Source organism: Streptomyces sp. NPDC034049 (genome assembly GCF_055575575.1).
Genome location: NZ_JBVISJ010000010.1, coordinates 93,905 through 107,233, shown reverse-complemented (window position 1 = coordinate 107,233; position 13,329 = coordinate 93,905). Strand labels below are relative to the sequence as shown.

General features: G+C 74.1%; 8 protein-coding genes. 2 read left to right on the top strand and 6 right to left on the bottom strand.

Going from position 1 to position 13,329, the window contains the following annotated elements:
• Nucleotides 1–60 precede the first annotated feature (60 nt).
• The gene (locus ACZ52C_RS27255; protein ID WP_469077236.1) at nucleotides 61–1,368 is read left to right on the top strand and encodes a hypothetical protein; all 1,308 of its coding nucleotides are present in this window, start codon (nucleotides 61–63) and stop codon (nucleotides 1,366–1,368) included.
• A gap of 102 nt (nucleotides 1,369–1,470) precedes the next feature.
• On the opposite strand, the gene ACZ52C_RS27250 is transcribed toward ACZ52C_RS27255, so the two are convergent.
• The 6 genes from ACZ52C_RS27250 to ACZ52C_RS27225 all read right to left on the bottom strand — a co-directional run bounded on the left by ACZ52C_RS27250 (nucleotide 1,471) and on the right by ACZ52C_RS27225 (nucleotide 12,355).
• Nucleotides 1,471–2,112 carry a cutinase family protein gene (locus ACZ52C_RS27250; RefSeq protein WP_192362862.1) on the bottom strand — a complete coding sequence of 214 codons (642 nt, stop codon included), beginning with the start codon at nucleotides 2,110–2,112 and terminating at the stop codon, nucleotides 1,471–1,473.
• 142 nt (nucleotides 2,113–2,254) lie between these two features.
• A complete protein-coding gene (locus ACZ52C_RS27245) occupies nucleotides 2,255–3,487 on the bottom strand; it encodes a PucR family transcriptional regulator (protein ID WP_469077235.1) in 1,233 nt (410 codons plus the stop codon).
• A 122-nt stretch (nucleotides 3,488–3,609) separates the two neighbouring features.
• Complete coding sequence (locus ACZ52C_RS27240; protein WP_469077234.1) at nucleotides 3,610–4,575, bottom strand: alpha/beta hydrolase; 966 nt, start codon at nucleotides 4,573–4,575, stop codon at nucleotides 3,610–3,612.
• Nucleotides 4,576–4,597: 22 nt separating this feature from the next.
• Nucleotides 4,598–8,911, bottom strand: coding sequence for an acyltransferase domain-containing protein (locus ACZ52C_RS27235; protein ID WP_469077233.1), 4,314 nt, complete (start codon nucleotides 8,909–8,911; stop codon nucleotides 4,598–4,600).
• On the bottom strand, nucleotides 8,908–10,659 hold the full coding sequence (locus tag ACZ52C_RS27230; RefSeq protein ID WP_469077232.1) for a fatty acyl-AMP ligase: 1,752 nt from the start codon (nucleotides 10,657–10,659) through the stop codon (nucleotides 8,908–8,910). The genes ACZ52C_RS27235 and ACZ52C_RS27230 overlap by 4 nt, the downstream gene beginning before the upstream one ends.
• A 133-nt stretch (nucleotides 10,660–10,792) precedes the next feature.
• Complete coding sequence (locus ACZ52C_RS27225; RefSeq protein WP_469077410.1) at nucleotides 10,793–12,355, bottom strand: acyl-CoA carboxylase subunit beta; 1,563 nt, start codon at nucleotides 12,353–12,355, stop codon at nucleotides 10,793–10,795.
• A 243-nt stretch (nucleotides 12,356–12,598) separates the two neighbouring features.
• On the opposite strand from ACZ52C_RS27225, the gene ACZ52C_RS27220 reads away from it, so the two are divergent.
• Nucleotides 12,599–13,324 carry an expansin EXLX1 family cellulose-binding protein gene (locus tag ACZ52C_RS27220; protein WP_469077231.1) on the top strand — a complete coding sequence of 242 codons (726 nt, stop codon included), beginning with the start codon at nucleotides 12,599–12,601 and terminating at the stop codon, nucleotides 13,322–13,324.
• Nucleotides 13,325–13,329 lie beyond the last annotated feature (5 nt).

Sequence of the window (13,329 nt, the reverse complement as noted above, 5' to 3'; positions counted from 1 at the left end):
GAGCGGCTGTCGTCGGGGTTGACGGGGGGCCACGAGCACGTGGGAAGACAAGGGGAGACGATGACTGACGACCGCAGGACGACCGTGCCCGTGTGGACGCTGGCCACCGCCGACGTCCGGGTGCCAGGGCTGACCGCGGGCGAGTCGCTGACGGCCGAGCGTCTGGCCGAACTGCGCGGAGTGCTGGCCGTCCTGGCCGACGAGCCGATCGTCACGCTTGAGGCGCATCCGCTGCCCGACAAGATCGACCGCGGCCGTGGCATCCCGCTCGACGCCGCGAGTCCCCTGGCGCAGCACCTGTCGCAGTTCATCACACAGTCGACGCGCAGCTCCCTCACGGCGGCAAGGGCGACCGCCTCCGGCGAGGCTCTGTATCGCATGGTGGTCCCGGCGAAGGTCGCCGCCCAGTTCGGACAGGGCATCGTCCGCCCGATGGCGTCGAAGGCGGCGGCCGGTGGCATCCACGGTGCGCTCATGAACTCGACGGGCATCGTCGCCAATGCGACGTTCGTGCCGGTCGGAGGAGCCGCGGCGGCGGGCGCGGTCGGCGGGGCCGGTGCCACCGCCGGCGTCGCGGCCGCCGGCGGCACGGCGCTCACCGTGGCTGCTCCGCTCGTGCTCATGGCCGTGGCGGTGGGGGTGAGTGCGCACGCCGACCGCAAGCGCCAGCAGGCCATCGAGCACATCACGGAACTGCTGGAGCAACTTCAGGAGGACAAGCTCGACGACGAGCACAGCGAGCTGGACGGCTGCCGCGATGCCATCGACAAGGCCACGGCCGTCCTGCTCGACCAGGGCAGGCTCGGTGTCTCGCTGGGACTCGACTCGGCGGTGCACGCGATCAACACGGCGCTCGGCAGGGCCGACCGCCGCCTGGCCCGATGGCAGAGCGCGCTCGACCGGCTGCCCGAGGGCGAGGGCGTCGAACTCGGAACGCTGACCAAGTCGTTCCCCGGTGTCGACGACCACGGAGGCATCTTCCGTACCCACCTGGAACTCGCTTCCCTGGCCATCGCGCTGAAGCGGCGGGTCGTCGTCCTCCAGGCCGTCGAGCACGCCCAGAGCGAGCCCGGCAATCCGTTCGAGCACTTCACCCGCGCACTCAAGCGCGATCAGCAGCGCCTCGACGAACTGGAGTCGGGCATCGCCGGTGTCCTCGTACGCCTGTCGGCAGTGGAACTGGCCCGCCCGAACGGTCTGCGCCCCGTCTTCACGACCGGTGAAGTCGATCGCCTCATGAGCGCGGTGCACCGGATCCACCGGCTGGGCGGCGGTGTCACGGTCCACAGCCGCGCGGCGGACGTGGCGATCGACATCGCCCGCGACAAGGACGGCTCGGTGGTCGTGTTCCCCGCGCTGGCCGCGTAGGCGCGACGCGCCGCACTCGCTCGGTGCACCCCGGTGGGCAAGGCCCAGGAGGATCTCGCTCCTCCTGGGCCTTCACTCCGGCTGCCGGCTGCGGCGCGTGCCTCAGACCTTGGTCGCGGCGAAGGCCGCCGCCGCGTCGGCGTTCGCGGTGTAGCCGAGGTGGGCTCCCACGTCGCCGCCGCCGTTCTCGCACACCGGGTCGCCGGCGGCGCAGAAGTCGATCGTGCGGCTCTGGTAGGTGCCGGTGACGCTCTTGCCGATGGCCCGGATCGGGTTGCCGAACAGCAGCACCGCGGAGACCCGCGGTTCCAGCGCGGCGGGGATGGTGGCCACGATGGGGCTGCCGACCACCGCGCCCGCGCTGCTGATGCCGATGGAGTTGTCGACGACGTTCGCGCCCTGCGAATAACCGACCAGGACGAAACGCTGGTTCGGACAGGAGGCCGCCTGGCTCCTGACGTGGTTCACCAGATCCGCGTTGCCCTGCGCGGCCGAGGTGGGAGAAAGGTCCGCGGGGTAGTTCACCTTGTAGCTGGACAGCGTTTTTCCGGTGATTTTCCTCTGTAGTGCGGAATACACGGGGTCGCCGACGATGAAGCCGAGCGTGCCCGGCTCGAACGTGCCGCGAGCGGCGACGACGTCGATGTCCGTGCAGGCCGCGGCCGTGGCGGCGGGAGCCGAGACGGTGACCAGTCCGGCCCCGCCGACCAGCGAGAGCGCGGCGAGACACAAGCGGATACGCATGGGAATCCTTTGAGGGTGGGGCGCGCGGAGCGCCTGCGGAAAGGACGTCCCGAAGCTATTCGCTGCGTCAGGCCGAGTGTTATGGACGGGAATTCAAGAATCGCTTCTCTTTTTGCGCGGAGGTGAGTCCGGATCGATTTCCCTACGCGGTGAACGAGTCGTCGTCCCGCAGTGCCTCCGCGCGCAGCGCGAGAATCAGGTCCAGCCGGGTGCCGGGGTCGTGCAGCGCGTCGCCGAAGAGTTTCTCCAACTGGCGCAGGCGGTAGCGGACCGTCTGCGGATGGATGTGGAGACGGGCGGCGACATCGGGCACGTTGCTGCCGCTGAGCAGCCACGCCAGCAGGGTCTCGGCGAGCCGGCCGCGCGGCCCCTCGGCGACCGAGTCCAGCGGGGCCAGCACCTGGGACCGGAGTTGGTCGAGCATCGGTTCGTCGCTGTGCAGCAGCAGCGTCGACAGATGGTCCGCGCAGCGCACCACGCCCTGCCGGGGCAGGATGCCGCGCCCCATCAACCCGAGCGCCCGGGTGGCCCAGCGCAGCGAACGGGCGGCCTCGGTGAGCGGGACCGACGGCCCGATCGCGGCCGGCCGCCCCCGCAGTGCGAGTGTGAACGCCCGGCCGCCGAAGCCGCCCGAGCCGTCCGGGTCGGGCACGAGCATCCGTGGTGGCCGGGACTCCATGTCCACCAGCGCCCCGGCGGCGGCCAACGGCCGCTCCTCCCGCCGGTCGGGCGAGGACGCGAGGACGACGACCGCGACGTGCGTCGGCACGGACCACCGGGCGCCGTGCGCCAGGTCGCGCACCGCCTCCGGCAACACCGGCCTGTCGCCCAGCAACAGGGCGAGCAGCCGCCCCCGGCGCCGTTCCAGCTCGTCCGTGCTGCGCAGCTGCCCCTCCGCATACCCTGCCGCCGCGGCTTCGGCCACCTCGTGCACCGTCCGGAACGCCAGTTCACCCAGCCTGGCCATGACCGAGGAGTCCAACCCGAGTTCCTCCGTCGTGCGGCCCAGCAGCCGCCAGGCGTGCAGCCCTCCGACCCGCAGCGCGGACTGCAGTGTGTCGAGGCTGTGGCCCTCCAGCGCCTCGCCACGCCCCAGCTCGTGATAGATCGCGGTGATCGAGTCTCCCCGGCCGCGCGGATCGGCGATGTGGTCGACGAACAGGGTGAGCGCCTGCACGACGCCCGATCTGAGCAGTGCGCGGCTCGCTCCGTCGAGCGACCGGGAGGCGTACTCCGGGACCTGTCTGCACACCTCCTCCTCCACCTGGTCGGCGACATCCTTCAAGTGCTCGCGCAGCAGTTTGACCAGTTCGGGCGGCACCGGGGCGGTGCCGGGACCGTTCGGTACGCCGTACGGCGGGACGGGGGCAGCCACGGCGGACCCTCCTTTCACCCGGAAGCGGCTCACCCGCGGGCTGACGCCCGTGGGGCGAGGGACAAGTCCAGGGTTCGACGGACGTCCCTTGCGCTCCGTTCCGTGCCCCGACGGCACCGGCCTCACGCCGGCACCCCCAGCGCACCGGCGAGCATCGGCCACGACGCCGCGAACTCCCGCTTCCAGTACGCCCAGCTGTGTCCCCCGCCCGCGTAGAAGTGGGTCGTCACCGGGATCCGCAGCAGCGCCAGCGCGTCCGTGAACGCGTGCGCGGACGGCCACAGCGCGCTCTCCAGCGCCTCGGGGAGCCAGTCGCCGATGCCACCGACCACACCGCTGCCGCTCGACACGTACAGGGCGGTGCCGCGCAGCCCCGCCGCACGGGACCGCGGGTTGAAGTCCCGCCAGGTGAGCGCGTTCAGGACGGGGTTGCCCCACAGCGACAGCGGCGCCAGGTTCTCGCGGGCCACGATGGCGTCCAACAGGGGCGGCACGCCGGGGGCCGTGGTGTCGAGGATGCCGCTGTACGAGGCCGCGGCGGCGAAGGTCCCGGGATGCCGTGCCGCGTGCGCCATGGCCCCGTAGCCGCCCGTCGAGACACCGGCCACCGCCCGGACCCCGGACGCCCGGTACTGCCGGGCCAGCAGCGCCGGGACCTCGTCGACCTGGAACGTCTCGTAGTCCGGGCCGCCGCGCCAGGCGGTGGGGATGCCGGTCGGCCCCGCGTCCGGCATCGCCACGATCAGCTCCCGGCCCGCCGTGAACGCCTCGATGTCCGTCTCCCGGGTCCATGACGTGTGGTCGTCGTGCGCGCCGTGCAGGAGGTACAGCACGGGGTACGTCCGGGCGGGCTGAGCGTCGAAGGAGGAGGGGAGGATCAGCCGCACCGGGGCGCTGCGGCCCAGGGCCGCGGAGGGGAGGGAGACGTCGAGGGTCCGGGGGCCGAGGCGGGTGACGGCGCCGGTGCCGGCGGCCCCGGCGGTCCTGGCGGTCGCGGCGCCGAAGAGGGCGGCCATGCCCGTCACGGCGGCCGCTCTGGTGACGGCGCGACGGGACATCGCGGTGGTGCGGTCGGTGGAGTCGGACATGGCGGCTCTCCTCGGCTCGGGTTCAGCGGTGGTCCTCGGCGAGCCGCCACCGCAGATGGGCGGCGATCTCGTCGACGTGCGGGGGGTCGAGCAGCGACAGATGGTGGCCCGTGACCTGGACGACGGTCAGCCGCGGGCAGACCTCGTCCCAGCCGAGCGCCTCGTCGTCCCGCTCGTACGCCGGGTCGCGCACGGTGTGCGGGGCGGGCTCGGATGCCCGGTACAGCACCACCCGCCCGTCGTGGCGGCCCGGCCGGTGGGCCTCGCCGATCCGCAGGTCCACATAGGAGGACCGCTGGTGATCGAGAGCCGCGCGCGGCACGTCGACGGCCGCGCGCAGTGCCTCCAGCACGGTGTCGATCCGCTCGCCGTCGTCCCGGGTCGCGGCCAACTCGTCGTACGGCAGGTCCAGTTCGACGCCGTACGTGTCGGCGACGTGGCGGGCGAAGCCGGTGAGGTGGGTGCGGATCCGTTCGGCCGGGGTTGCCTCGGTGCGGGGGAGCGGGCGTACGGAATCGATGAGCACCACCAGTCGTACGTCCCGCCCGGCGGCCGTGAGCTGCCGGGCCGCCTCCTGCGCGACGAAGCCGCCGAACGACCAACCGCCCAGCAGGCAGGGCCCGTCGGGGTGCACCGCGGCCACGGCCTCGACGTACCGCCGGGCCTTCTCCACGACCGTACGGGCCTCGTCGACCCGCTCCATCCCGTATATGGGCCGCTCCCCACCGAGCCGCTCGACGAGACCCCGATAGACATCGGTGGTCCCACCGGCGGCGTGGACGAGGAAGAGCGGGGGGAGGGGGCCGGAGGGGTGGAGGGGGCGGAGGAGGGGGTGGGGGAGCGGGTGAGGGAGGGGGCGGGGGAGGGGACTTGAGGGGCGGACGGGAAGAGCCGAGGGGCGCTCGTCGGCCACGGCGGAGGGCGGGGTGCGCCGGAGGCCGTCGGCCGGTCCCGCTTCGGTCGGCACCCCTTCGGTCGGGCTCGCCTCGTCCGGACCTCCTCTCCTCGGCAGTGCTCGTTGGATGCGGGATGCCGTCTCCTCGATCGTGGTCGCGTTCAGGAGGTCGCGGAGGGGGAGTTCGATCGCGAGGTCGCGTTCCAGGGCGGTGCGGATGCGGACGGCCATCAGGGAGTCGAGGCCGAGGTCGGCGTAGGCCGTGGCGGGGGTGATGCGGGTCGCCGGGTGACCGGTGACGGCCGCGATGTGGTGGCACAGGCGAGCGGTGACGGAGGTGTGTCGGTCGGGGCGTCCTGCCGTGGCGACGCCGAGGTCGTCGGTCTGGCCGGGCGCCGCGTTCTGGACCTGGCGGCCGGGCACCCCCCGGCTCTCCACCGTCACCCGGACCCCGCCGGCGTCATGGCCCCCCTCGCCCCCCACGGCCTCCGTGACTGCCCGGCCCGCCCGGCCGTCCGTCCACCAGTGCCGCGCGTGCCGCCAGCGCGGTGCCGGCAGGTCGATGACGCGGCCCGGTGGCGGTGGCAGCGGCGATCCGGCCGTGTGCAGGGTGCCCAGCCGGGTCAGGAAGTCGGCGGAGGTGTCGGCGTCCCGGTGGAGCGTGCCGAGGGCGAGGGCACCGGGCGCGTTGTCCATGATCGCCCGGGCCAGGACGGGATGGGGGGAGAGCTCGACGAACGCGGTGTGGCCGTCGGCCGCTGCCGCGGCGACCGCCCGGTCCAGCCGCACGGGCCTCCGCAGGTTGGCCGCCCAGTGCGCCGCGTCGAACACGCAGTGGCCGCGGGGGTCGTCCAGCACGGTCGAGTAGACCGGGACTCGGGGGCGCCCGCCCCGGATGTCGGCCAGCTCCGCCGTCAGCTCCGGCAGCAACGGGTCCACCTGGGCCGAGTGTCCCGCCCCGACCACCCGCATCGCCCGCGCGGCCCGCCCCTCCTTCTCCAGCCGCTGCACCAACCGGGCCACCGACTCCCCGTCCCCGGTCACCACCTTCTGGCAGGGCGAGGAGTGCACGGCGACCTGCACTCCTGCGAAGTCGCGCTCCAGCAGCGGGAGTTCACTGTCGTCGAGGTCCACCACCGCCATCGCCCCGCCCCGCAGCCCGCTGAGCAGCCGCGCCCGTACGGCCACCACCCGGGCCGCCTCCGACACCTCCAGCGCGCCCGCGCACACCGCCGCCGCCACCTCGCCCAGGGAGTGCCCGATGACGGCGACGGGCTCGACACCGTAGGCGCGCCACAGTTCGGCGAGTGCCAATTGCACGCCAAGGAGGACCGGTTGGGCCACCTCGAGTCGGTCGAGGTCGCCGCCGGAGGCCAGATGCTCGTAGAGGGAGAGCCCGCACGCGGGGGCGAGCTGCTCGTCCAGTTTCTCCACGGCCGCGGCGAAGGCGGGCTCCTCGGCGAGGAGCCGGCGCCCCATGCCGGTCCACTGGCTGCCGTACCCGGAGAACACCCACACCGGCCCGCGCCCGACGAGGTCCCGGTCGCCCGTCATCACTCGCGCGTGGGGCCGACCCGTCGCCAACGCCCGTAGTCCGTCCGCCAGTTCGGCACGGTCCGTGGCGACGACCGCGGCCCGCACCGGCCCCCGCCCCGTCCGCCCGGCGAGCGTGCGCGCCACGTCGGCGGGGTGCGCGGCGCCGCCCTCGGGCGTGTCCAGCCAGTCGGCGAGCCGGGTCGCGGTGTCGCGGACCCGGCCGGCGTCCAGGTCGGAGAGGAGGTGGAGGCGGGCCGGGGGTTCCTCGGCCGGGGGCGGCAGCAGGGCGCCGGGGCGCCATTCCTCCAGTACCGCATGGGCGTTGGTGCCGCCGAACCCGAACCCGGACACCCCGGCGGTGGCCGTGCCGCCGTACCGGGGCCACGGCTCGGCCTCGCTCACGACCCGCAGTCGTACGTCGCCGTCCAGGGCGCTGCCCTCGGCGCAGTGCAGCGAGGGCGGGATCAGGTCGTGGTGGAGCGCGAGCACCGTCTTCACCAGCCCGGCGATGCCCGCGGCGGACTCCAGGTGGCCCAGGTTGCCCTTCACCGAGCCGAGGAGCAGGGGCTGGTCGGGGTCGCGGCCCGCCCCGAGGACGGCGCCGAGAGCGCCCGCCTCGATGGGGTCGCCGAGCGGGGTGCCGGTGCCGTGCGCCTCGACGTGGTCGATGTGCGCGGGGGAGAGCCCGGCCCGTGCGTAGGCCGTGCGCAACAGGGCCTGCTGGGCCGCCGGGTTGGGGGCCAGGAGGCCGTTGGAGCGGCCGTCGGAGTTGACGGCGGTGGCCCGGACGACGGCGAGGATCCGGTCGCCGTCGCGTTCGGCGTCGGACAGCCGTTTCAGCAGGACCGCCGCGCAGCCCTCGCCCCGGCCGATGCCGTCGGCCGCCTCGGAGAACGGCTTGCACCGGCCGTCCGGCGCGAGGGCGCCCGCCCGCCGGAACGCGACGGTGACGGTCGGGGAGAGCAGCAGGTTCACCCCGGCGGCGATCGCGAGATCGCTCTCGCCGGTGCGCAGACTGACGCACGCCTGGTGCACGGCCACCAGCGACGACGAACACGCGGTGTCGACGGCCATGCACGGCCCGCGCGTGTCCAGGACGTAGGCCAGCCGGCCCGCCGCCACGCTCAGCGCCCCGCCGGCCGGCGCCCAGGGGTCGACGGCGGCCGGGTCGGCGCCGGTGAGCTGCCCGTACTCGGGCGCGGAGACACCGACGAAGACACCGGTGGCGCTGCCCGCGAGGGAGCCCGCCGGGACGGCGGCGTGGTCGAGGGTCTCCCGCACGACCTCCAGGAGGATCCGCTGCTGCGGGTCCATCACCGCCGCCTCGCGCGGGGTGACGCGGAAGAAGTCGGCGTCGAACCCGGCGACGTCGTCCAGATAACCGCCGTACGGGAGCGCGTCGGCGGGCGGGTACGGCGTGAAGTCCCGCCACCGGTCCTCCGGCACGCGCCGGATCGCGTCGACACCGTCGAGGAGCGCCCGCCAGTACTCCGCCGGGCCGTGCACCCCGCCCGGCAGCCGGCACCCGACGCCGACGACCGCGACGGGCTCACCGGGCGCGCTCGGCTCCCGCGAGGGGGCGGCGACCGGAGCGAGGTCCGCCGCCGCGTCGCACAGCCGTGCCACCAGCGCGTCCCCGGTGGACGCCTCCCACACCAGCGTCGCCGGCAGCTCCCGGCCCGTCGCCCGGGACAGCTCCCCGGCCAGCACGACCGCGTCCCGCGAGGACATCCCGAGGTCGGCGAGCGGCCGGTCCATCGGCACGTCCTCGGCGGCCCCGCCGCTCCAGGCGGCCACCTGAGCCGCGATCAGCCGCCGCACCACGTCTGCCCGGCCGCCGGCGAACAGCCGCCGCGAACCGCCCGCGCCGACCTCCCCGCTCCCGCCCTCGCCCACGACCCTCATCCCCCGACCCCCACCGCGTAGGCACCCGCCAGATAGCGCTCGCGGGTCGCGGCCCGTGAGACCTTCCCGCTGGAGGTCCGGGGCACCGTGCCCGGCGGGACGAGGACGACGTCGGCGAGCCGCAGCCCGTGCCGGGCGGAGACGGCCGCGCGGACGGTCCGCACGAGGGCGGGCACGTCGATGTCGGCGAGCGGCACGGTCCGCGCGTGCTCCGCGACGACGACCACCCGCTCCCCGGTGCCGCCCGGCACCCCGAACGCGGCGAGCCGGTCGCGCCGTACGGCCGGGTGCGCCTCCTGGGCCGTGGCCTCCACGTCCTGCGGGTAGTGATTGCGCCCGTCGACGACGATGAGGTCCTTCAGCCGCCCGGTGACGAGCAGTTGCCCGTCCAGGATTGTCCCCAGGTCGCCGGTCCGCAGCCATGTGCCCGGACCGGACGCGGCATCGGCGAGCCGGGCGCCGAAGACGCGCCGGTTCTGCCGGTCCTGGTTCCGGTAGCCCTGGCCGACGTTGGGGCCCTGCACCCAGATCTCGCCGATCTCGCCCTCGGCCAGCGCGTCCCGGGACACCGGGTCGGCGATCCGCACCCGCTGGCCCGCCGGCGTGCCGCAGCCGGCGAGCAGCACGGCCCTCGGGTCCTCGGGGCGCGCGGACAGGGCCTTGCCGGAGGCCAGGGCGTCCCGGTCGAGGGCGAATCCGCGCAGTGCCTCACCGGGCCGGGCGGCGCTCACGAAGACGGTCGCCTCGGCCAGGCCGTACGACGGGCAGTGTGTCTCCGGGGCGAGGCCCTGGGCGGCGAAGGCGGCGTGGAAACGGTCGGCCGTACCGGGGCGGACCGGCTCGCTGCCGTTGATCAGCGCCATGACCCCGTCCAGCCGCAGCCCCGCCTTCTGCGCCTCGGTGACCGCCGAAGCGCAGTAGTCGTATGCGAAGTTGGGCGCCGCGCTCAACGCGCGCGGGTGGGCGGCCAGCAGCCGCAGCCAGCGCACGGGCTCGTGCAGGAACGCCACCGGGTCCATGAGGACCGACAACAGCCCCCGCACCACCGGCGCCGCGACACTGAGCACCAGCCCCATGTCGTGGTAGAGCGGCAGCCAGCCCACACAGGTCGCCGGATGCGCGTCGGCACCGTAGGCCGACAGCGCCTGGCGGGCGTTGGCGACGACATTGGCGTGGGTGATCTCGACTCCCGCCGGGGTGCGCGTCGAACCGGAGGTGTACTGGAGATAGGCGACGGCGGTGGGGTCGGGCGGGGTGGGCGGCCGATCGCCGTCGGCGGCGGAGTCCGGGACGCGGTCCACCGCGACGACCCGCACCGCCCGCCCCTCGCACAACTCGGCCACGTCGTCGAGGACATGGGCCGTCGTGACGACGACCGCCGGGGACGCGTCGGCCAGCACGGCCGTGAGCCGGTCGCCCTGCCCGGGCAGACCGGGCGGATACAGCGGTACGGCGACCAGTCCCGCGGCGAGTGCCCCGAGGAAGGCGGTGACGTACTCCGTCCCCTGCGGGCACAGGACGGCGACCCGTTCCCCGGGCTCGGCCTCCGCCGCGAGCCGGGCGGCCACGGCCCGCACCCGCAGATCCAGCCGGCGCCAGGTCAGGGTGCGGTGGACGCCCCGCGACTGCGGCGCGGGATGGTCGACGAAGGTGAACGCCCGGCGTTCGGGGGTGGTCTCGGCCCAGTGCCGCACATACTCCGGCAGACTCCGGACGGCGGGCGCGAGCGGGGGGCGGCGGCTGTCCATCGGGCATGGCTCCTCACGTCGCGGGACGGCTTGCGGTCAAGGGGGGGCACAGCGGTCACAGCAGCCACAGCTGTCACATGGGGACGGCGGTCACAGCGGGGACGGCGGGGACGGCGGTCGCGGCGGCGCACGTTCAGAGCGGGATGTTGCCGTGGCGCCGTTCCGGCATCGGGGCGCGCTTGCCGCGCAGGGCGCGCAGGGCGCGGCAGACATGGGCGCGGGTGTCGCGCGGGGCGATGACGGCGTCGACGTAGCCGCGCTCGGCGGCGAGGTACGGGGTCCCGTACGTGCTCTCGTACGAGGTGACCAGGCGGGCCCGCAGCGCCTCGGGGTCGGCCGCGGCGGCGAGTTCGCGGCGGTGCAGGACCCCCACCGCGCCCTCCGCACCCATCACGGCGATCCGGGCGGTGGGCCAGGCGAGGTTGATGTCGGCGCCCAGGTGCTTGGAGCCCATCACCGCGTACCCGCCGCCGTACGCCTTGCGCACCACCACCGTCACCTTGGGGACGGTGGCCTCGGCGTACGCGTAGAGCAGTTTGGCGCCGCGCCGGATGATGCCGGCCTGCTCCTGGCGGACGCCGGAGAGATAGCCGGGGACGTCGGCGAAGGTCAGCAGGGGGATGCCGAACGCGTCGCAGAACCGTACGAACCGCGCGGCCTTCTCGGAGGCGTCGATGTCGAGGACCCCGGCCGAGCACAGCGGCTGGTTGGCGACCACCCCGACCGGCGTTCCCTCCACGAGAGCCAGTGCGCAGATGATGTTCGGCGCGAACAGCTCCTGGATCTCCAGGAGTTCACCGTCGTCGACGACCGCGCGCAGCACGTTCCGCATGTCGTAGGCCTGACTGAGCCGGTCCGGCACCACCGTGTCCAGGCACGGCCCGGCGGGCGCGGCCCCCGGCGCGTACTGCGGGGGCCGCTCCAGGTTGTTGGCGGGCAGGTACGACAGCAGGTCGCGCACGGTGTCGAGGGCGTCGACCTCGTCGGCGGCGAGGAAGTGGGCGTTGCCGTTGACGGTGTTGCTGGTGCGGGCGCCGCCCAGCTCCTCGGCGCTGGTGCGTTCGCCGGTGACCGTCTCGATGACGTCGGGCCCGGTGACGAACATGTGCGAGGCGCCGTCCACCATCACGGTGAAGTCGGTGATGGCGGGCGAGTAGGCCGCGCCGCCCGCACAGGGGCCCAGCACGACCGAGATCTGCGGGATCACGCCGGACGCCTGGACGTTGCGGCGCACCAACTCGGCGTAGAGGGCGAGGGAGGTGACGCCCTCCTGGATGCGCGCGCCGCCGCCGTCGTTCAGCCCGATGACGGGACAGCCGGTCTTCAGGGCGAGGTCCATCAGCGCGAGGGTCTTCTCCCCGAAGGCCTCGCCCATGCTGCCGCCGTACACGGTGGCGTCCTGGGCGAAGACGCAGACCTGACGGCCGTCGATCGTGCCGTGCCCGGTGACCACGCCGTCGCCGTACGGGCGCCGGGCGCCGTCCCCGGTGGGCCGGGCGCGCACGAACAGGCCCGTCTCCGTGAACGAGCCCGCGTCCAGCAGCAGATCGATCCGTTCGCGGGCCCCGTACTCCCCACGTCTCCTGGGCCCGCCCGGCGCGACCGCCCGCGTGCGGCGGCCCTCCAATTCGGCGATACGGTCGGCGGTCCGGTCGCGGGTCCGGTCGTGGGTCGGTTCCGGAACCCGCTCGGGCACCCGGCCGGGCGTGCGCTCCGCCACCTGCCCCGCCCGGGATGTCGTCACCTCTAGCGTCACAGCCACCTCCGAAGTGGCTTTCGAATATGGCAGCGCGGAGGGCCGGACCGGGTCGATCGCCGTTCTGTGTGCGGGAGATGAGTCCCGCGGGGCCCGGGTTCGTCCGTGGGTGACAAGGGCCCGGGCGCGACCAGGGTGTTCCGGACGAATGGCTGTAACCGCCCTTCACTTGAGGATTCAACGATGTCAGGATCCTTCGCCTCCGAGCGCGCCCCACCGTTCTCGAAAGGCATCGACATGCGCAGTCGGCTCACCTTCCTCGCCGCCGCCACCGCCCTCCTGACCGCGGCCCCCGCACCGGCGTACGCCAGTGTCCAGCCCGGCGTCACCTACTCCGGCGAAGGCACCTTCTACGGCGCGACCGGCGTCGGGAACTGCCTCTACGACGCCATGAGCGACATCGCCATCGCGGCCCTCAACCACACCGACTACGACAACGCCCGGATGTGCGGCGCCTTCATCCGGGTCAAGGGGCCGCGCGGCGAGCTGACGGTGAAGATCGTCGACCGCTGTCCGGAGTGCCGCCCCGGCGACGTCGACCTCGGACAACAGGCCTTCGCCCGGATCGCCGACCCCGTGGCCGGCCGGGTGCCGATCACCTGGACGCTGGTGAGCCCGGACCTCGCCGGACCCGTCTCCTACCGTTACAAGGAAGGCTCCACCCAGTGGTGGTGCGGCATCCAGGTCCGCAACCACCGCAACCCCGTCGCCACCCTGGAGGTCCGCACCGGCACCACCTGGCGGCAACTCCCGCGCCAGGAGTACAACTACTTCGTCTCGGCGGACGGCGCCGGCTGCGGCTCCGACATCCGCGTCAAGGACATCCACGGCCAGATCCTCACCGACACCGGCATCGCCCTCACCCCGAACGTCGATCAGCCGGGCCGCGCCCAGTTCACCAAGCGCTGACCCGT